The organism is Tepidicella baoligensis (genome assembly GCF_013432195.1).
Classification (GTDB): Bacteria; Pseudomonadota; Gammaproteobacteria; order Burkholderiales; family Burkholderiaceae_C; genus Tepidicella; species Tepidicella baoligensis.
In genome coordinates this window covers 164,443-182,360 of the sequence record NZ_JACCDB010000003.1, presented here as the reverse complement: position 1 = coordinate 182,360, position 17,918 = coordinate 164,443, and the positions used below count along the sequence as shown (strand labels likewise).

21 protein-coding genes are annotated in these 17,918 nt (G+C 67.4%); 5 read left to right on the top strand and 16 right to left on the bottom strand.

Annotated features, from left to right (window positions below; all coding sequences use genetic code 11):
* Positions 1-37 precede the first annotated feature (37 nt).
* Both HZS63_RS05515 and HZS63_RS05510 read right to left on the bottom strand, forming a co-directional pair.
* Positions 38-1,321: an FIST signal transduction protein gene (locus tag HZS63_RS05515; protein ID WP_180683052.1), complete on the bottom strand. Its 1,284-nt coding sequence runs from the start codon at positions 1,319-1,321 to the stop codon at positions 38-40.
* Positions 1,318-2,064, bottom strand: coding sequence for a PhaM family polyhydroxyalkanoate granule multifunctional regulatory protein (locus tag HZS63_RS05510; protein WP_180683051.1), 747 nt, complete (start codon positions 2,062-2,064; stop codon positions 1,318-1,320). Before HZS63_RS05510 ends, HZS63_RS05515 begins: the two co-directional genes overlap by 4 nt.
* A gap of 138 nt (positions 2,065-2,202) precedes the next feature.
* On the opposite strand from HZS63_RS05510, the gene HZS63_RS05505 reads away from it, so the two are divergent.
* Positions 2,203-2,586 carry a TraR/DksA family transcriptional regulator gene (locus tag HZS63_RS05505; RefSeq protein WP_180683050.1) on the top strand — a complete coding sequence of 128 codons (384 nt, stop codon included), beginning with the start codon at positions 2,203-2,205 and terminating at the stop codon, positions 2,584-2,586.
* 5 nt (positions 2,587-2,591) lie between these two features.
* Positions 2,592-3,005: a VOC family protein gene (locus HZS63_RS05500; RefSeq protein ID WP_180683049.1), complete on the top strand. Its 414-nt coding sequence runs from the start codon at positions 2,592-2,594 to the stop codon at positions 3,003-3,005.
* Positions 3,006-3,018: 13 nt separating this feature from the next.
* Here the strand turns inward: HZS63_RS05500 and HZS63_RS05495 are convergent, their stop codons facing one another.
* Positions 3,019-3,963: a fumarylacetoacetate hydrolase family protein gene (locus tag HZS63_RS05495; protein WP_180683048.1), complete on the bottom strand. Its 945-nt coding sequence runs from the start codon at positions 3,961-3,963 to the stop codon at positions 3,019-3,021.
* Between the two features lie 25 nt (positions 3,964-3,988).
* On the opposite strand from HZS63_RS05495, the gene HZS63_RS05490 reads away from it, so the two are divergent.
* Positions 3,989-4,738, top strand: coding sequence for a DUF3108 domain-containing protein (locus tag HZS63_RS05490; protein WP_180683047.1), 750 nt, complete (start codon positions 3,989-3,991; stop codon positions 4,736-4,738).
* Positions 4,739-4,870: 132 nt separating this feature from the next.
* Entirely contained in the window at positions 4,871-5,167 is a 297-nt protein-coding gene (locus HZS63_RS05485; protein ID WP_180683046.1) for a BTH_I0359 family protein, read from the top strand.
* Positions 5,168-5,175: 8 nt separating this feature from the next.
* Here the strand turns inward: HZS63_RS05485 and HZS63_RS05480 are convergent, their stop codons facing one another.
* A complete protein-coding gene (locus HZS63_RS05480) occupies positions 5,176-5,685 on the bottom strand; it encodes a Dps family protein (protein ID WP_180683045.1) in 510 nt (169 codons plus the stop codon).
* A 29-nt stretch (positions 5,686-5,714) separates the two neighbouring features.
* Here HZS63_RS05480 and HZS63_RS05475 point away from each other — a divergent pair, with 29 nt between their 5' ends.
* Positions 5,715-6,653: a ChaN family lipoprotein gene (locus HZS63_RS05475; protein ID WP_180683044.1), complete on the top strand. Its 939-nt coding sequence runs from the start codon at positions 5,715-5,717 to the stop codon at positions 6,651-6,653.
* Here HZS63_RS05475 and HZS63_RS05470 read toward each other — a convergent pair.
* The 12 genes from HZS63_RS05470 to HZS63_RS05420 all read right to left on the bottom strand — a co-directional run bounded on the left by HZS63_RS05470 (position 6,611) and on the right by HZS63_RS05420 (position 17,905).
* Positions 6,611-7,144: a hydrogenase maturation protease gene (locus HZS63_RS05470; RefSeq protein WP_343039953.1), complete on the bottom strand. Its 534-nt coding sequence runs from the start codon at positions 7,142-7,144 to the stop codon at positions 6,611-6,613. The two genes, HZS63_RS05475 and HZS63_RS05470, sit on opposite strands and share 43 nt — an antisense overlap.
* 2 nt (positions 7,145-7,146) lie before the next feature.
* Positions 7,147-8,640: a Ni/Fe hydrogenase subunit alpha gene (locus HZS63_RS05465; protein ID WP_180683043.1), complete on the bottom strand. Its 1,494-nt coding sequence runs from the start codon at positions 8,638-8,640 to the stop codon at positions 7,147-7,149.
* 9 nt (positions 8,641-8,649) lie between these two features.
* Positions 8,650-9,213 (bottom strand): NADH-quinone oxidoreductase subunit B family protein, encoded by a 564-nt coding sequence (locus HZS63_RS05460; RefSeq protein WP_219339093.1) that lies wholly within the window; start codon positions 9,211-9,213, stop codon positions 8,650-8,652.
* Positions 9,210-9,950, bottom strand: coding sequence for a 2Fe-2S iron-sulfur cluster-binding protein (locus HZS63_RS05455; protein WP_180683042.1), 741 nt, complete (start codon positions 9,948-9,950; stop codon positions 9,210-9,212). The genes HZS63_RS05460 and HZS63_RS05455 overlap by 4 nt, the downstream gene beginning before the upstream one ends.
* On the bottom strand, positions 9,947-11,764 hold the full coding sequence (locus HZS63_RS05450; RefSeq protein ID WP_180683041.1) for an NAD(P)H-dependent oxidoreductase subunit E: 1,818 nt from the start codon (positions 11,762-11,764) through the stop codon (positions 9,947-9,949). Before HZS63_RS05450 ends, HZS63_RS05455 begins: the two co-directional genes overlap by 4 nt.
* Before the next feature lie 109 nt (positions 11,765-11,873).
* Positions 11,874-12,875 carry an XdhC family protein gene (locus tag HZS63_RS05445; RefSeq protein ID WP_180683040.1) on the bottom strand — a complete coding sequence of 334 codons (1,002 nt, stop codon included), beginning with the start codon at positions 12,873-12,875 and terminating at the stop codon, positions 11,874-11,876.
* A complete protein-coding gene (locus tag HZS63_RS05440; protein WP_180683039.1) occupies positions 12,872-13,918 on the bottom strand; it encodes a hypothetical protein in 1,047 nt (348 codons plus the stop codon). The genes HZS63_RS05445 and HZS63_RS05440 overlap by 4 nt, the downstream gene beginning before the upstream one ends.
* Positions 13,919-13,971: 53 nt before the next feature.
* The gene (locus HZS63_RS14120) at positions 13,972-14,100 is read right to left on the bottom strand and encodes a hypothetical protein (protein ID WP_281364029.1); all 129 of its coding nucleotides are present in this window, start codon (positions 14,098-14,100) and stop codon (positions 13,972-13,974) included.
* Positions 14,097-14,786: a nucleotidyltransferase family protein gene (locus HZS63_RS05435; protein ID WP_180683038.1), complete on the bottom strand. Its 690-nt coding sequence runs from the start codon at positions 14,784-14,786 to the stop codon at positions 14,097-14,099. Before HZS63_RS05435 ends, HZS63_RS14120 begins: the two co-directional genes overlap by 4 nt.
* Before the next feature lies 1 nt (position 14,787).
* Entirely contained in the window at positions 14,788-15,792 is a 1,005-nt protein-coding gene (locus HZS63_RS05430; protein ID WP_180683037.1) for an XdhC family protein, read from the bottom strand.
* Positions 15,793-15,812: 20 nt separating this feature from the next.
* Positions 15,813-16,982, bottom strand: coding sequence for a VWA domain-containing protein (locus HZS63_RS05425; protein WP_180683036.1), 1,170 nt, complete (start codon positions 16,980-16,982; stop codon positions 15,813-15,815).
* The gene (locus HZS63_RS05420) at positions 16,982-17,905 is read right to left on the bottom strand and encodes an AAA family ATPase (RefSeq protein ID WP_180683035.1); all 924 of its coding nucleotides are present in this window, start codon (positions 17,903-17,905) and stop codon (positions 16,982-16,984) included. Before HZS63_RS05420 ends, HZS63_RS05425 begins: the two co-directional genes overlap by 1 nt.
* Positions 17,906-17,918 lie beyond the last annotated feature (13 nt).

Here is a 17,918-nt window from a genome sequence, read left to right as displayed (position 1 = left end):
CTGCAAATCGTCGCTGCCTCCCGCGCTCAGGTTTGACTCATGCCGCCTCGCTGTCGGCCGTTGCGAAGACCGTGAGCACACCGGTGTACCCATACAGCCGGTGGTGCGCGATTTCGCCACTGGCCAAGAAGCCAACCAGCGGCACATCGCCCAGCGCATGGCGCACGACCTGGAGTTCGGCGCTGGATCCACCAAAGTACGGCCCGCCGCGGCCACTACAGCTTACATACACCGCGCCCACGATGCGCTCCCTCGCAGGCTGCGCCTGCGCTGGGAAGGGTGAGCCCTCTGCCTGCGTGGCAGGAGATTCCAGCTCCTCGCGGATTTCGGCACACATGCGCATCAGGTCTGCCTTGGCGGCCTGCACATGGCGCTCGCAAAACACCAACCGCCCGCCCACAGGCACGACATCGGCCATGGCCACGCCACGCCGGCCCGGGTCCAGTCCGATCAGATGCCGCACCAGCACATCGTCCCCCACGGCGCCGGGCACCTGCAGGCCAGGCCCCCGAGCCGGCTCCGGCGCGGTGAGGCCCACCAGCGTCTGGCGCAACCGTTGCACCGCAGCGGGCGGGTCGTCCAACGTGATCGCCAAGTCCTCCAACAACACTTCCAGGGCCGGGCGGCCGTCCAGCACCAGGGCGACGTTGTGATCGGCGCGGTCGATGCGGTGCATGCCCGCCAATGGCCGAACTCCCTGTGTGACGCGGGACAGCAGCCGCACGTCAGGCCCAAAGGCCACACCGCTCAATCCCCCATGGAACACCCCAACAGCGCCACGCTGACCGCTGCCGGCCACGGCTCCTCGACTGGAACGGGCGAACTGCACCGTCGGGCCGCGACTCGATGCCAGGCCTCCGAAGACGTGGTGACTCCAGGTCCGCTGCGCCACCTCGGCGATCAGTTCGGCCACGTCAGGGGTGGATCCATCCGCGTGCACCAGCGCCGTTTGCGGCACGAAGCCGTCGGTGTCCTGGGTCGCCGCCAGCGGGGCAACCCCACTGAAAACACGGTATTGATGAGGGGCCAGGTCGCACAGCATGACGGCCAGGGCCGGCTCGTCGATGTACTCCACGTTGTTGGCCACGATGCCGACCCCCACGGTCCCCACCCAATCCGTGACCTCGGGCAATTCGGTGCTCAGATGATCCAGGATGCCTGGCGCCTCGGCGGCGTAGTGGTCGGTGATGTAGAGCAGGCCCAACGCCGGCTGGGACGCATGGTCGGGCAGGGCCATCTGGGCGCGCAGCTGCGCCAACACCAGCGCGGCGGCCATGCGCCATTGCGGGTGGGTGGCGTGGGCGTAGGGAAACCGCTTCATCCCTTCCTGGCCGTGCTGGCCTTCTTGCGCGTGGCAGCGGCAGGTGCTTTTTTCGCTGCAGGCCGGGACGCCCCTGTGGTCTGGCGGGGCGCCGGGCGGGGACGCTTCGTGGCCCGGCTGCGGGTCGGGGGCGGGAGATCGGCGGGGGACGCCTGGGCGGCGGCCGCCGGTTCGGTGCCGGCCTGTACCGTCTGGGTCATCTGTTCGGCCGCCCGGCTGGCATGCTCGGCCATGTCGCGGATGGCCCCGTTGGCAATGGTCTGGAACTGATGGGTCAGCGCGTTCCACCATTGCAGCGGGTCCAGCGCGGGGGCGGCATTGGCAGCAGCGGCTTCAGAAGGCGGCGCTGCCGGTGTTGGGGCCGCCGTGGCGGCCGTGGCAGCCGCGGCATCGGCCGTGGGCTCGGGGCGAATCTGAAATGCCTCGGCCATGTCCTGCAAGCTCACGTTCATGCCCTTGAGCGCGGCCAGCGTCATCTTCTGCACTTCCAAAGCCTGGATGGTCGCGGCCAGGGCCTTGGTGTTCTGGTCGAGCCAGAAATGCACGGCCCGCAGGTCCTGAATGCGCTTGTCCAGTTCTTCCACATCCAAGGTCGGGGCCACCCAGTGGCTCATCGGAGGCATGCCGGGTGCGGCTCCAGCCTGCCCAGGGGCCGCACCGGCGGCCGTCTGGCGCGAGAGGTTCTGCAAAAACTCGAAGCCGGGGATGTATTTGGCGAAAGCGTGCATGTCGGGTGCGGTCATGGTCCAGCTCCAGGGCAAAACGGATACCTGCAAGCATGCCACAGCTCGCCTGGCTTGACACTCCCGGCCTTGACCCGCATCAAGGCAGAACCACCCCGTTTGCATGACAATGCATCCATTCAGCACAGGAGCCTTCCCATGAGCCAGCACATTTCCGATACCTTTGCCCAACAGCTGCAACAGATGCGCAGCGACGTGATTGCACAGATCCGTGCCCAGCGCGGCGGCAAAATCGGGCGTGCCGAAGCCGCTGGCGACCTGCGTGACGTGCAGAGCGGCGACTGGGCGCAGGCCGACGCCGAGCGTGACCTGGCCATGGCCATCGACGAGCGGGAGGCCGAAACCCTGGCCGCCATCGATGCCGCCTTGCAGCGCATCGCCTCGGGCGACTATGGCTTGTGCGTGGACTGCGGCGTCGACATCCCCACCGCCCGGCTGCACGCCAACCCCACCGCCCTGCGCTGCGTGGCCTGTCAGGACAAGGCCGAGCACGACCGGGACGTGACCCATCCGTCCCTGTGACCGCCATGCGCAGCCTGTTTCATTTCGCCTTCAACGTCACCGACCTCGACGAAGCCCGCCGCTTCTACGGTGGGCTGCTGGGCTGTACCGAAGGCCGCAGCACCGACACCTGGGTGGATTTCGACTTCTTCGGCCACCAGCTTTCGCTGCACCTGGGCCAGCCGCTGGCCACCGCCGATACCGGGCATGTGGGCGATCACCGGGTGCCGATGCCGCATTTCGGGCTGATACTCACACTCGACGACTGGCGGGCCATGGCCGATCGGCTCACCGCCGCTGGCGTGCGCTTCGTGATCCCACCGCAGGTGCGCTTCCAGGGGCAACCTGGGGAGCAGTGGACCATGTTCTTCCGCGACCCTTTCGGCAACCCGATCGAGATCAAAGGCTTCCGTTCGCTGGACACGGTGTACGCCAGCTGACGGAAACCAAGGCTCAGACCGGCGCGGCCACCGTTTGCTCGACGGCGCCGAAGACCGACTGTCCGTCGCGCCCCTTGACCTCCAGCCGCACCACGTCTCCCAGGGCCAGGTAGGCCGTCACGGCCCGGCCATCGCGTTGCTGTTCGGCGGCCCGGCGGTCGGCGATGCAGCCGTGGCCCTTGGGCCAATCGGGGCGGCCGTCCGCGTCCACCGGGGAGCTCCCGACGATCCCACCTCCCACGATACTGCCGCTACGCAACCGGCGCGTGCGGCACAGGTCCGCGATCAACGTGCCGAAGGAGCCGCGCATGTCGGCGAGATCGCACATGCCGAGCTTGCGTCCGGCGCAGGTGATCTGCAGGGTCAGGTGCAAGCGCCCCTGCTGCCAGGCCTCGCCAAGTTCGTCGGGGGTCACCGCCACCGGGCCGAAGGCGGTCGGCCCGGGCTGGATGCGCTCGCCGCATGCGCCCTGTCGGGCCACAGCCAGCGCCGTGTCGTTGTAGAGCATCAGCAGCCGCACCCCTTCCAGCGCCCGCTCAGGCGTGGCTCCCTGGGGCACGTCATCGGTGATCACCGCGATCCCGGCGCCGACATCGACGCCTGAACCCGGCTGCGCCAGGATCAGATCGTCACAGGGGCCACGCAGATCGTCGCTCGGGCGCTGGAGTGGGCCTTGCGCCTCCACCGGGCGGGGGTGAGCGGCACCCGTCACCCACTGATAGGCTCGGGGCAGCGGGGCCATGCACATCCGGGGGTCGAAAGGAAAGGCGTGCCGGGCCTTGCCGTGGTTCAGGGTGACCGCAAGGTCCTGCAACTGCGGCGCGATGAAATTCCAGTCATCGAGCGCCTGTTGCAACGTGCCGGCGATTCCCGTGGCATAGTGGGCCATGCCGAGGTCGCGCGAGACCACCACGAGCTGACCGTCGCGGGAGCCGTCCTTGTAAGTGGCGAGTTTCATGGCCGACAAGTGTACGATTGGGCCCATGGAGTCAAACACCAAGGATACCGTTGGCTGGACCCGCCGCGCCTGGATGACCGCAACGGGTGCGGCTGCCGTGGGCATGTGGGGCACCGGCCGTGCCGTCGAGCCGCCGCCATGGCCAGCGGCCATGACGCTGGAATACGAGGTCAGCGGCCGTGCGCGCGGCCTGCCCTACCGCGCCGCCAGCGTCTTGCACTGGGAACCGAATGGGGCGGCCTACACAGCATCGCTGGACATGCGTGCGCCGCTGGTGGGCACCCGTACCCAGCGCTCCGAGGGCCGGCTCAGCCGCGACGGCCTGCGCCCCGAGCGCTACATCGACCAGGCCCGCCGCGAACGGCGCTACGAGCTGGCTTGGGCCGAGCAGCGTTTCCGCTATCTGCGCGATGGGCAGTTGATGCATGACGGGCCTCTGGTCGCGGGCACGCAGGACCGTCTGAGCCTGTTTTTTCAGCTGGGTCTGTGGGCCAGGTCCCAGGCGCAGGAGGCGATGGGCAGCGCCACCGCCGTGGTACCGGTGCTGGGCCAGGGCGGTACCGAACCGTGGCGTTTCCGCCTCGCCGCCCAGGAAGCGGTGGACACCCCCGCCGGCAGCCTGCCGGCATTGCGCCTGGAGCGCGAACGCGCCGACCCGGGAGACACCCAAATCACCTTGTGGCTCGCGCCTGCCGTGCACCATCTGCCCGCTCGCCTGGTGCTGGAGGACGATGAAGGCCACCGGGTGGACCAACGGCTGCGCCGCCTCCCTTGAGCCCCCGCTCATCGCCTCTTGAAGTGCCGCCGGTCGGCCTCCATATCCAGGTCGTGGCAGCCATGCCGAAAAACGTGTCAGGGACACGGCATGAAGCTTGCAGGGTTATCGCATTTCGAGGACATTTGAACCATGCACATGCTCTACGACTCAGAATCCTTCGCGGTGGTGCATATCTTCGCGAATGTGCCTGCCCACGCTTGCGATGTGCAAGCCAACGAGTCCGCGAATGGCCCACAGATGCCCCGTCATGGGTTCGAAATCGTTGACAAACGCTCGGGCAAGGAGGTCTATCTCGACGGCTCCTGGGCCGAGTTGTTTCAGCAGCAGATCCAGGCTTGGCAGCGCGACACCCCCACCCAAGAAGAGGTGGAGGACACGCTGGAACGCTATGCCACGCTGGCTCAGACGCCAGTCGTGGTGCACTGAAGCGGGGCTCAGTCTTCCAGCAGGCTGCGCAGCATCCAGGCGGTCTGTTCGTGCACAGCCAGGCGTTGCACGAGTATGTCGGCGGTGGGCTCATCGCTGGCCTTTTCCACCAGCGGAAAGAGGCTGCGGGCAGTACGGGCCACCGCCTCATGGCCTTGGGCGAGGATACGCACCATCTCCATGGCCTTCGGCGGTACCGCTGGGGCGTCGGGCAGGGAGCTGAGCTTGCCGTATTCGGCGTAGGACCCGGGAGCGACATGACCGAGGGCGCGGATGCGCTCGGCGATCGGGTCCACCGCATTCCACAACTCGGTGTACTGGGCCATGAACATGTCGTGCAGGCTGTTGAACATGGGCCCGGTCACGTTCCAATGGAAGTTGTGCGTGGTCAGATACAGCGTGTAGGTATCGGCCAACAGCCGGCTCAGCCCCTGGGCGATGGCGGCGCGGTCCTTGTCGTTGATACCGATGTCCATCTTGAGGGGCTTGACGGGGGCGGGCGGGGCTTTCTTGGCCATGGGATGACTCCAAAACAAGGTTTACAAGGATGACAACCCCTTATCCTAGCGCCTTTAGCTGGTCGTGGCTGGCAGCGTCATGGCGCCTGCTGGGGCTGGTGGTCGTGTTGACGGCCACGTTTGGCCTGACGCCTGTCAGGGCGGCTCAGGGCATGACGCCAGAAGTCCGCCCGTCCGAGGTGGCTCAGCGTGTAGATGCCTTGCTGCCCGCGCAGGTGCTGATCATCGGTGAACAGCATGACGCCGACGCCCACCAGGCGCTGCAGGCCGAGGTGGTGCACCACCTGGCCAGCCGGGAACTGTTGCACGCCTTGGTGCTGGAAATGGCCCCACGCGGCCACAGCACCACTGGCTTGCCCACCGACAGTGCGCCCGAGCGCGTGCAGCAAGCGCTGGCCTGGCCCGATGCCGACTGGCCCTGGGAACGCTATGGCCCGGTGGTGATGGTGGCGGTGCGGTCCGGTGTGCCGGTGCACGGCGGCAACCTGCCTCGCTGGGCCATGCGTTCGGCCATGACCGACACCACGCTCGACCGCACCCTGCCACCCGATGGCTGGCAAGCATTGCAGGCGCTGATCCACACCGCCCATTGCGAGTTGTTGCCGGCAAGCCAGTGGCCCGGCATGGCTCGCATCCAGATCGCCCGAGACCAGGCCATGGCCCACACCGTGCGATCGCTGCTGCAGCCTGACCGGGTGGTGCTGCTCTTGACGGGTCGGCAGCACGCGCGCAAGGACATCGGTGTGCCCTGGCAGCTGGCACAGATCGATCCGGCACTGCCCACGGCACAGGTCCGGGTGATCGACCTGCGCACGGCAGGCGCCGAACCGCTGGCGCCTGAAGGGACCCCGCTGTCCCCCGATGCCGTCTGGCCCACGCCTGCGGCCCCGCCGCAAGACCACTGCGCCGCGTTGCGGCAGCGTTTTCAGCGTCCGGCAGGCGGTCCTTCGGGCACAACCACGCCGTGAGCCGGCATGCCGGGGTGAGCGGCCTCCCCTGCCAGCCAAGGGCGGGCCCAGGTCAGGGCAGCGTGGAGGGCGTGCTCGGCCGTCGCCGACACCGGCTCCCCCAGCCCCCAGGCTGCGCCTGGCAGCGACAACAACCAGGCAGGAGGTGGCGGTTGTGTCTGGGTGTCGGCAAAGGCCTGTAACACCGCCTGCGGCGACAGGGCATGGCTGGTGAAGCTGGCGTCCCGCCGGGGGTGCAGGGGGGTCACGGTGAACGGGACGCCCGACACTTCCATGGTTGCGTCCACAGTTGCGTCCACAAACAGCACGCGCTCGCGTCCCACCAAGTCCAGCGCATGCTCGACCTGGAGTTGGAAGTCGGTCAGGCACTCCACACCGGGCAGTTGCCAGCTCTGCACGGCCTCGGCAAACCGGGGGCCCAAGGCGTCGTCGCCCCGGCTGGGGTTGCCCCAGGCAAACACCAGGGTGGGGGCGGTCGTTTGCTCAGCCACGGTCAATGGCGCACCTTGCGGTCGAGCTCGGTGCCATCGGCATCCAGCAGCACCACCTCCAGCGGCATCTGGCCCAGCGCATGGGTGGCGCACGAGAGGCAGGGGTCGTAGGCGCGGATGGCGACTTCGATGTGGTTGAGCAGGTCTTCGGTGAGTTCGCGCCCGTCCAGGTAGCGCCGCGCGACCTCGCGCACCGCCGTGTTCATGGCCTGGTTGTTGTGGGTGGTGGAGACGATCAGGTTGGCCATGGTGACGAGGTCATCATCGCCCACCTGATAGTGGTGGATGAGCGTGCCGCGCGGGGCTTCGATGACGCCCACGCCTTCGCGAACGCCAGCCGACGGGCGCTCGCCCTGGGCCATGAGGTCGGTGCCTTCGAGCGCGTCGTCGTGCAGCAGGCATTCGATGGTTTCGGCCGCGTGCAGCATCTCGATCATGCGCGCCCAGTGGTAGGCCAGGGTGGCGTGCAGCACGGCGTGGCCGCGCGCGCGGGCGTAGGCCAGCAGCTGCTGGCGCGCCTGCTCGGCCAGCGGGGTGGGCAGGCGGTCGGCGTTCTGGATGCGCGCCAGCGGCCCCACCTTGTACCAGCCCTGCTCCGGCCCCAGGGCGGTGAAGTAGGGAAACTTCATGTAGGTCCAGGGCTTGACCTCTTCGGTCAGGAGGCGGTCGTAGCCATTCACATCGAACCGGTCGAACAGGCGTTGGCCGTCGGCGTCGGTGGCGCGCAGGGCGCCGTCGTACAGGTCGAGGCTGCCGTCCGGCGCCACCAGCCCCATGATGGGCGAGCGGAAGGTGCCGAACACGTCGTACAGCGCCGGGTTCTGTTCATGAAGTTGTTGCACCAGTGCCACGGCCTGCCGGCTCCAGGCGATGACCTGTGCGATGCCCTGCTGCAGCTCCAGCCGCTGCGCGCCGGTGAGCGAGCGGTTCACGCCCCCGGGCACCGACGCAGTGCCGTGCACGCGCTTGCCCGAGGTGAGGCGGATCACCTCCTGCCCGTACTTGCGCAGCAGAATGCCTTGCTTGGCGATGTCCGGATGGGCCTGCGCCACGCCCACGATGTTGCGCCGCTCCACCTCCGACTCGAAGCCAAACAGCAGGTCGGGCGAGGACAGGTGGAAGAAATGCAGCGCATGGGACTGCAGGATCTGCCCATGGTGCATGAGCCGGCGCATGGCTTCGGCGGTGGGGGTGAGTTGGCGCACGCCGACCACGGCATCCAACGCCTTGCTGGCCGCCAGGTGGTGCGACACCGGGCAGATGCCGCACAGCCGCTGCACCATCACCGGCACCTCCCAGTAGGGCCGGCCCTGGATGAAGCGCTCGAAGCCGCGAAACTCCACGATGTGCAGCCGCACCTGGTGCACGCGGTGCTGCTCGTCCAGCAGCAGCGTGACTTTGCCGTGGCCTTCGACGCGCGACACGGGGTCGATGGCGACCCGGCGCAAGCCTTCGCGGGGCACCTGGGCGGTTTCGAGGTCGGCAGCGGGGTTCATGGCAGCGATTCAGTCGTAGTGCAGCAGGCCGTGGCCCAGGCGGGGCTCACGGCTGGCAATGAGATCGTTCAGGAAGGCCCAGATGGCGTCGCCCGAGGGCGGGCAACCGGGCAGGAAGTGGTCGATGCGCACCACCTCGTGCACCGGGTGCACCTGGTTCAGTGGCAGGGGCAGTTCCGGGTCGTTGGGGATCTGGCTGCCCGCGGCCAGTCCGTGGCCGGTGAGGTAGACCTGCTGCAGCACGTCGCCCACCGCCAGGTGGTTGCGCTGCGCCGGCAGACCGCCGTTGACGGCGCAAGCCCCCAGCGCCACCAGCACCCGGCACTGGGCGCGGAATTCGCGCAGCACGTGCACGTTCTCGGCGTTGCACACGCCGCCCTCGATGAGGCCGATGTCGCAGGGGCCGCAGTGCTTGATGTCGGTGAGCGGGGAGCGGTCGAATTCCACGAGGTCGAGCAGCGGCAGCAGGCGTTCGTCGATATCGAGAAAGGACATGTGGCAGCCGAAGCAGCCGGCCAGCGAGACGGTGGCGATCTTGAGCTTGCGTGGCGGGGTGGCCATGGGCTCGGTCATGCGTTGTCCCTCGCGGGTGAGGCCACGTCCACCGCGCTGGCGGGCTGGGCGTCGTAACGGCGCTGGCCGATGGGCACGGCAAAGCCCACGCGCTTTTTCAGGATCACGCCGACGGGGCAGATGTCGGCCGCGCGGTCGGAGGCGGCGAAGTCGGTGTCGGCCAGCCGGCCGGTGGGGCTGTTGACGATGAGGTGTGACTGCGTGCCCCGGCCGGAGAGGGCGAACACGTGCTTGCCGTCCACGTCCCGGCTGGCGCGCACGCACAGCTCGCACAGGATGCAGCGGTTGAAGTCCAGCAACACCTCGGGGTGGGAGGCGTCCACCGGCCGGGCGGGAAAGAAGTGGTCGAAGTGCGGGGTGAGCATGCCGGCCTCGTAGGCCGTGGCCTGCAGCTGGCAGTTGCCGCTTTTCTCGCACGAGGGACAGAAGTGGTTGCCCTCCACGAACAGCAGTTGCAACAGGGTGCGGCGTTTGTCTTGCAGTTCGGGGGTCTGGGTGTGCACCTCCATGCCCTCGGCCGCAGCCAGCGTGCACCCGGTGGCCAGCCGGCCGTTGGCCTGCACGGTGCACAGCTTGCACGAACCGTGGGCGGAAAAGTCGGGGTGCCAGCAGAGGTGGGCGATGTAGCGGCCGGCCGCGTAGGCGGCCTGCATCACCGTTTGGCCGGGCGTGAAGGGCACGGGCTGGCCGTCGAGCAGAAAAGTGGGTGGTGAAGCGGGTGGGGATGGCGTGGTCATGGCGTCTGCCCCAGGCCCGCGCTGCGGTTGCTGCCCAGGTGGGCGTGGGCGTCGTCGCGCCCGGTCATGCGGCGGGCTTCGCTGAGGGCCGCGTCGAGGTCGAAGGCGGGTTCATAGGCCGTGGAGGCCAGGCGGCGCTCGAAAGCGGGGCGGAATTTGTGCACCAGGTCCTGCAGGGCCAGCGTGGCGGTGTTGCCCAGGCCGCAATGGCTGGCACCCTGCATGAGGCGGTGCATGCGGTCCATTTCGTCCAGGTCGTAGGGCGAGCCGCGATGGGCGGCCAGCTTGTCGAGCAAACGCGCGTTGACCGCCGTGCCCACCCGGCAGGGGGTGCAGAAGCCACAGCTTTCGTGGGCAAAGAAATGCGCCACGTTGTGCGCCAGCTCGAACAGGTCGCGCGAGCGGTTGAACACCATGATCGAGCCGCCGGTGGCCACGTCTTCAAAGGCGATGCGGCGGTCCAGTTCGCTGGCACTCAGGCAGGGTCCGGCGGCCCCGGCGGTGGTCACGGCCTGGACGTCGGTGGCACCGGCCGCATCAAGCACCTCGATCAGCGGGGTACCGAAAGGGAACTCGTAGATGCCAGGGCGGGCCACGTCGCCCGAAATCGACAGCACCTTGGTGCCGCTGGATGCCGATGTGCCGATGGCGCGCAGCCAGTCGCCCCCGTGCAGGGCCACCAGCGCGGCCGTGGCCAGCGTTTCCACGTTGTTCACGGCGGTGGGCAGGCCCAGGTAACCGTGGGTGACCGGGAATGGCGGGCGTATGCGCGGCTTGCCCGGCTTGCCCTCCAGCGATTCGATCAGCGCCGATTCCTCGCCACAGATGTAGGCGCCGGCACCCAGGTGGATGTCGATGTCGAAGTCCTGCCCCGACCCGAGGCAGCCCGGCCCCAGCAGGCCCTGCACGCGCCGTTCGGCCAACCGGGACCGCAGGCGCGGCAACAGGAAGCGGTATTCGGCACGCAAGTAGATGAAGCCCAGGCTCGCCCCCACGGCCAGCGCCGCCACACACATGCCGTCCACCACCAGATCGAACGCGGTGGTCAGCAGCACGCGGTCCTTGAAGGTGCCGGGCTCGCCCTCGTCGGCATTGCAGACGATGACGCGCCGATCCCCCGGGGCTTCGGCGCAGGCACGCCACTTGAACCCAGTGGGAAACCCCGCGCCCCCACGCCCGCGCAGGCCGGAGCGCTCCACTTCCTTCAGCACGCCCTGCGCCCCCCGCTCGCGGGCAGCATGCAACACCTCACCCGCTTGCCACACGTGGCTGAGCAGTGCATCGCGCCGGTGTATGTGGTCTTCGATCGCGAACCAGTCATCGGGCCAATCAGCCACCGGCACGCGCCGTTGGATCAGTCCCGCCATCGCGTCGATGCGTTCGTTGGTCAGGCGCGGTATGGCACGGCCGTTGACCAGCAGCGCAGGCCCCTGGTCGCACAGGCCGGTGCAGGAGGTGGTGGCCACGCTGGCCAGACCGTCCGGCGACACTTTGCCCGGCTCCAGCCACAGGCGCTCACACAAACGTTGCATCAATGCGGGGGCGCCCAGCATGCGGTCGGTGATGTTGTCGGAGAACAGCACCCGATACTCGCCGACCGGTTGGGTGTACAGGAAGCTGTAGAAGCCTGCCGTGCTTTCCACGGCCACACGAGGCAGGCCCAGCCCTTGGGCCACGGCGGTCAAGGCCGCGGGGGGGAGCCAGCCCAGGTGGTCCTGCACGTCGTGCAGGATTTGCAGCAGCCGCTCGGGCGCATTCCGGTGCAACCTCAGGATGGATGCAAGCTGCTCAGGGTGGTGGTCGTTGAACTGCAAACAGAGGCCTCCACATCAGGCTGACCCGGTGCAACACGTGAACCCGGGCCGGCTGCGGACTATTGTGCCCTATTCAAGCGGATCGGGCACGCCTGACCAGGCGCCTGCCTCAAGCCAACTGACAGACTGTTGATGAGACCGACCAATCACTCAGAGGCTGACTGAGATCGATGCCGCGGCGCAGCGCCGTCAGTTCGGCCATGATGCTGAGTGCAATTTCTGGCGGCGTCAATCCACCGATGCGTAGGCCCACCGGTCCACGCATGCGGGCGGCTTCTTGCGGCGAGACGTCGAACTCCATCAGGCGCTCGCGGCGTCGCGCATTGTTGTGCCTGGACCCGAGCGCCCCCACGTAAAAAGCGGGCGTCCGTAAGGCTTCCATCAGGGCCAGATCATCGAGTTTGGGGTCGTGCGTCACCGCTACGACCGCACTGTGCTCGTCCAGATTCATGGCGAGCACCAGATCGTCCGGCATCTGAGTGGAAAGGGTGACACCGGGCAGAGCATCCCAACCTTCGTGGTATTCGGTGCGCGGCTCGCAGACGATGACCTGATAGTCCAGCATGAGGGCCATGCTGGCCAGATAACGCGACAACTGCCCACCGCCGATGATGAGCAGACGCAACCGGGGGCCATGCGCCGTGACAAGGTACCTGCCGTCGAACGAGACTCGTTCTCCATGTGTGACGGGGCCGAGCCGCACGAGGCCTGTTTGCACATCCAGCTCACGTTGCACCAACCGGTGTCCGGCAATCTCCACCAGCAATTCGCGCAACTGGGACTGTGGCGACAGGGGCTCCAGCACCACCTGCACCGTTCCGCCGCAGGGCAAGCCGAACCGGCGTACTTCTTCAGCGGTCTGGCCATAAATGGTTACCTCCGGGCGGCGCAGGGCCAATTCGCCCGCTGCCACGCGACGGATGAGGTCGTCCTCTATGCACCCTCCCGACACGGAGCCGGCGACCTGACCGTCATCGCGAATCACCATCAAGGAACCGGGTGGTCGAGGCGCAGAACCCCAGGTACGCACCACCGTCCCCAACACCACCCGATGGCCGCGCTCGAGCCAGTCCAGCGCATTGCGTATCACATCCATATCGATGCTGTTCATGAAGCCCTCCTTGCATACCAAAGACGTACCCAGACCCCGATCGCCCACACAACGCTGAGCCCGATGAGCGGTCCGGCAATGGCTGGGGGGCCACCAGTCGGGGCGGCATACCCCATCCAGAGCAGCGCCGGCAAGAACAGACTCAAGGTCCACAAGCGGTAGGCACGGGCTTCGGCAAACGCGGGGGCCTGCGTTTGGCTCAATGCGATCAAGGCCATGGCAGCCAGCATGGCCGCCGCATCATCTGCAAACCAGAAACACACCGCTGCGGCGATGCCCAGCAAAGGAGCCAGCGCATACCCGGACCGATGCCAGCGATTCGGTGCCCATGGGGATGGAGCCGCACCGGCATCCGCTCCCATCACCTGATGAACGGCATGAGCCAGGACCATGACGATACCATGGGCCAATACGGCTTGCGTGTAGGTCCAGCCGATCGCAACGCACCACTGGGCCATCAGCAGCTGCCCTCCCATCATCAAGGCCATGGCTGGGTGGAACAGAAACGAAGGGACACCATGAGAAGGCTGGAGCACACGCCGACTCATGCAAGCACACAACAACCAAGCCAGCCACACCATCAGCAGCCCTGGCCAGCGATGGGTCCAGAGCATCGGATCGGCCGCAAGCCAGACGGCCAGCAAAAGCCCGGCCAATTGGGTCGGCACACTCACGCACAGGCGCGACAACGACCCGCACGCTTCACAGGCGAGTCGGTACTGCGGCACAGAGCGGAGCCATTGCGCCCAAGTCCATGCTGCCAGCAGCAGACCCGTCCAGCCCAACAGCGTTCGGCCACCCATGTGAGCCAGGCATATTCCCACCCCTACACCGACTGCCGCCCACATCGCCACCCGCTGATGTCGGCCCCTGTCTCCCAGGGGATCCAGAATCCACCATGCCCACCACGCCGCCAGCGGCAACAGCCCACTGAACCAATTCCAGGTCAGCGTCATGCCCATCTGGAGCAATACCAGCCAGGCGCTGTAAGTCAGACAGGCCACGCACACCTGATGGGCTATGCCCCAGCCGGAAACCGACATCAACCGACTCGGGATCGAGCGTACAGGATGAGCGACCGGCAACGGATGCACGCTTATCCCCTGCCCAGCCCGCGTTCCAGCAGCGGGTTGACCGTGGCAGCATGGAGCCACTGGTAGGTGCCCAGTGGGGTGGCCCACAGCGCGGGGGCCCAGTCCCCGGTGTGTCGATCAGCGGCGCTCATGGCTGCGCAGCTTCAGTCTGCCAACGGGCCGGCCAGCGCAGTTGATGCCCGGTGGTGGCCGCCACCTGTGTGATGTCGTCCTCGCTGTCGATGTCGATGCGATAACGACGATTGGGTGTGTCCCAACGATACACCTGTTCAGGATGGGCTGCCTGCCACTGTTTGCAGCCCAGCCGGGCATTGCCCGACAACACCGCATCACGTACCTCGGCAGCAAACATCACGGGGTTGCCGGGCAGACCGTCCACCGTGGGCACCACCACCTGAGTACCCGAAGGTCGCTTCTTGTAGGCCCCGATCACGTCCCTCAGGTCCTGGGCATTGAGCAGCGGCTGATCGGCCAGCGCCACCAGCACCGCGTCGAGCTTGCCGCTCAGGGCCTGCAGACCCAGACGTAGCGACGACACCTGCCCGTCGTCCGGGACGGGGTTGCGCACCACGCTCACCGGGAAGTCCTGCACCACGGGCTCGATGTGGTCAGCATGGTGACCCAGCACCACCACCACCTCGTCCACGCCCGCCCCCGACAGAGCGATGAGCTGCCGACGTATCAAGGGTACGCCGCCCAGTTCCAGCAGGCTTTTCGGACGCCATCCGATGCGCGATCCTGCACCCGCTGCCAAGAGTACCGCCCCCACCACCACACGGCTGTAGAGACCGCCACCGCCTTTGAGGATGCAGCCCATATCAACCTCCACAACAGGATGTCTTGGCCTGCTGTGTTGAGGCCGCAGGCGTGGACGGCTCAGGCATGGCGGTTGCCGCTTCCATGGCCGCTTCCGTCAGCGTGGCGCCTGCCGTGACTGCCGTTGCTTCTTCCGACACCCTCGCTGCCGCTGTTGCCTGCGCAGCGGCTGGCTTGCGCCCCCCGCAGCACGATTTTGGGGACGCCGCATCGTTGACCTGCTGGCGTCGCGCCGCCACCACCGAAGCCAGCACCGACAGGGCGATTTCCTCTGGCGTGTCGGCGCCGATGGGCGTGCCCGCCGGCGCCACGATGGCCCCGACACGGTCCGCGTCTTCGCCAGCGGCCAGCAGGCTGTCTTTCAGCACACCCGCCTTGCGTTCGCTGGCCACGAACCAGATTCTGCGGGCACGGATCTGCAACGCCGCCTTCAGGGCCGGCATGTCGCGCCGCCCCTGCGTGGCCACAACCACCCAGCTGGCCGGCGGCACGGTGGCCGTCACCGATGCGGCATCGTCGTTGTCCAGCACCCGATGGGCTGCAGGGGCATCCGTGGCCACCGCCCCCTGGGCCACCCAGTGCACGGCAAAGCCCACGCGCGGCGCCAGATCACACAGCGCACGTGCCACCGGCGAATCGCCAAACACCACCAGTGCTTCTTGGGGCAGCACCGGGTCCACAAACAGCTCCAGCGTCCCCCCCGAATGGCAGGACATGCCGAACTCCAGCACATCCTCCAGCTGCTTTTCTTCGCTCTCGCTGGCTGGGGTGATGCGGATGGTGCGCGGTTGGCCGTCGGCCAGCGCGAGCCGGGCCGCCTTGATGACCGCGGGCTGCGCGCAGCCACCGCCGATCCAGCCCCTGAGGGTACCGTCGGCCGTGACCACCGCCTTGTCACCCGCTCGGGCAGAAGCGGGCGGCGTGACACGCAGCACCGTCACCAGGGCATAGGCCCGCTGTTGCGAGTGGAACTGTTGGGCCGCTTCGAGCCAGGCGGTCAGGTTCATGATCGCTCTCCAGTCGTGCATCAGTACAGCCACGGACGAGCCCGGGCCAGATCTGCCAGGGTGGCCAGTGGCAGAAAATGATCCACGCAGCTTCGAGCCTGCTCCAAGGCTGCGGAGGCAGGCCGCTGCCGCGTGGGGTGAAACCAGGTGATGCGCGCGCCGTGACGGCGCAGTGCCTGCAAGGATTCGCGCAGTGCTTCGGGCGCGTCGGTATCGAAGCCGTCCGACATCAACCAGACGCGACTGTCGCGGCTCAGCTGGGCGCGGGCGCTCTGGCGGGTGAAAGCTTGCAGGTTGGTGGCAATACGGGTGCCAGCGCCAAAACCGGCGGTGACTGCATTGATTTTTTCCTGCACCACAGCACTGTCGCGCTGCAGCAGCGGCGTGATTTCGGCCAGCCGCACGTGGAACACAAACACCCGCGCATCGGCACAGCGGGCAAAGGCACGCGCCACGCGCAGAAAGAATGCCGCGTGCGACTCCATGGAGCGGCTCACGTCGACCAACAGAAACAGCCGGGGCGGTTGGGTCTGTGGCCGCTGCCATACCGGCGTCAACGGCCAACCTCCGTGAGGCACACTGCGACGCAGGGTGGCGCGCAGGGCCAGCCGTTGCCCGGCGGGGTGGCTTTGCCAGCGCCGGGTGGGCCGGGGCCGCATGTGCTGGTGAATGTCCTGGGCCAACCGCTGCAGTGCATGCAGGTCGTCGGGCATCCACATCTGGTGGGCCCGGTCGTGCAGCGCATCGGTGCGTGCAGCCCCTCCCATGCTACGGGGCGCGTCAGCCTCGGCGCTCTCGCCCACACCGAAGGCGTGGTCGGCCGCCGCCATGGCCGCTGGAGAGGCACCGGGGATCTGCCCACCCTCGTCACCTGTCTGCTTCAAATTGGCTACCGCCTGGCGCAGATCCCGCCGCGGGCGCGTGGCGCCGCTGACCTTCACCGTGCCTTTGAGCCGATGCGGATACCAGTACCGCTCGAACAGCTCCGGCCACTGCTTCCACTGCCGGGCGTTGCTGCATGCGATGGCGCGCCACGCCGCCTCGAGCCCACGGGCCTGCGTGGCGCCCAAGACGTGCGCCGCCTGCAACATCGCCTGCTGCTCGGTGAGTCCCACCGGCAGCCCGTGATCGCGCAAGAACTGGGCAAACCCCGCCAGGCGTTCACCAACCGGCTTTGGCAAAGTGGACATCATGTGACCCCCGTCAGACTGGGCGTTTTTTCAGCCACGCCCACGGTGCGGCGACCTTCAATCAGCTGTCGCGCGCGGTCTTCACCGATGGCGAACCGATCTTCGCGCGTCTTGAGCAAACAGCCCAGGGTGGTCAGGAGTGCGGTCATGTCTTCTGGTAGGGCACTCCAGTGCATGCCGTGCAGAGCACGCAACCAATCCAGTGTTTCGGCAATCCCGGGGGTCTTGGCCAAGTCTTCTTGGCGCAGACGCTGTACAAAAGTCACCGCCTCCTCGACCAGGCGGCCATCGGCATCGGGCAGAGCCTCCCGGACGATGGCCATTTCACGCGCCAGCGTGGGGTAGTCGAGGTAGTGGTAGAGGCAGCGCCTGCGCAGGGCATCCGACAGCTCGCGCGTTCCGTTGCTGGTCAATATCACGGTGGGCACCTGCCGCGCTTTCACCGTGCCCAGTTCGGGGATGGTGAGCTGGTACTCGGCCAAGGTCTCGAGCAGGAACGCTTCGAAGGCCGCATCGGCGCGATCGACCTCATCAATCAGCAACACACAGGCTGTTTCGGTGCTCAGCGCCTTGAGCAGCGGCCGCTCCATCAGATAGTCCCGGGTGAACAGATCGGTCTCGCGTAAACGATTGGAACCTGCTTCGCTCAGGCGAATGGCCATCAGCTGGCGCCCGTAATTCCATTCGTAGGCGGCCTGCGCCATGTCCAGGCCCTCGTAGCATTGCAAGCGCACCAGCTCGGCGCCCTCGGCCCGTGCCAAGGCGGCGGCCAAGGCGGTTTTGCCGACCCCGGCATCGCCTTCCAGCAGCAGGGGCCGCTGAAGGGTACGCGCCAGCCACAGCGTGGTGGCCAACGCCTCGTCGGCGAGGTAGCCCGCACGCTGCAACTGCTGACGCAGCTGGGCCTGGCCGGTGCTGGACATCGTCGGTAGCCTC

Coding starts and splice junctions, on each gene's coding strand:
- HZS63_RS05505 (WP_180683050.1), top strand. CDS start 2,203: ATGAGCCAGCACATTTCCGATACCTTTGCCCAACAGCTGCAACAGATG.
- HZS63_RS05445 (WP_180683040.1), bottom strand. CDS start 12,875: ATGAACAGCATCGATATGGATGTGATACGCAATGCGCTGGACTGGCTC.
- HZS63_RS05495 (WP_180683048.1), bottom strand. CDS start 3,963: ATGAAACTCGCCACTTACAAGGACGGCTCCCGCGACGGTCAGCTCGTG.
- HZS63_RS05420 (WP_180683035.1), bottom strand. CDS start 17,905: ATGTCCAGCACCGGCCAGGCCCAGCTGCGTCAGCAGTTGCAGCGTGCG.
- HZS63_RS05515 (WP_180683052.1), bottom strand. CDS start 1,321: ATGAAGCGGTTTCCCTACGCCCACGCCACCCACCCGCAATGGCGCATG.
- HZS63_RS05490 (WP_180683047.1), top strand. CDS start 3,989: ATGGAGTCAAACACCAAGGATACCGTTGGCTGGACCCGCCGCGCCTGG.
- HZS63_RS05455 (WP_180683042.1), bottom strand. CDS start 9,950: ATGACCACGCCATCCCCACCCGCTTCACCACCCACTTTTCTGCTCGAC.
- HZS63_RS05510 (WP_180683051.1), bottom strand. CDS start 2,064: ATGACCGCACCCGACATGCACGCTTTCGCCAAATACATCCCCGGCTTC.
- HZS63_RS05475 (WP_180683044.1), top strand. CDS start 5,715: ATGACAACCCCTTATCCTAGCGCCTTTAGCTGGTCGTGGCTGGCAGCG.
- HZS63_RS05425 (WP_180683036.1), bottom strand. CDS start 16,982: ATGTCCACTTTGCCAAAGCCGGTTGGTGAACGCCTGGCGGGGTTTGCC.
- HZS63_RS05430 (WP_180683037.1), bottom strand. CDS start 15,792: ATGAACCTGACCGCCTGGCTCGAAGCGGCCCAACAGTTCCACTCGCAA.
- HZS63_RS14120 (WP_281364029.1), bottom strand. CDS start 14,100: ATGAGCGCCGCTGATCGACACACCGGGGACTGGGCCCCCGCGCTGTGG.
- HZS63_RS05465 (WP_180683043.1), bottom strand. CDS start 8,640: ATGAACCCCGCTGCCGACCTCGAAACCGCCCAGGTGCCCCGCGAAGGC.
- HZS63_RS05440 (WP_180683039.1), bottom strand. CDS start 13,918: ATGTCGGTTTCCGGCTGGGGCATAGCCCATCAGGTGTGCGTGGCCTGT.
- HZS63_RS05480 (WP_180683045.1), bottom strand. CDS start 5,685: ATGGCCAAGAAAGCCCCGCCCGCCCCCGTCAAGCCCCTCAAGATGGAC.
- HZS63_RS05460 (WP_219339093.1), bottom strand. CDS start 9,213: ATGACCGAGCCCATGGCCACCCCGCCACGCAAGCTCAAGATCGCCACC.
- HZS63_RS05500 (WP_180683049.1), top strand. CDS start 2,592: ATGCGCAGCCTGTTTCATTTCGCCTTCAACGTCACCGACCTCGACGAA.
- HZS63_RS05435 (WP_180683038.1), bottom strand. CDS start 14,786: ATGGGCTGCATCCTCAAAGGCGGTGGCGGTCTCTACAGCCGTGTGGTG.
- HZS63_RS05485 (WP_180683046.1), top strand. CDS start 4,871: ATGCACATGCTCTACGACTCAGAATCCTTCGCGGTGGTGCATATCTTC.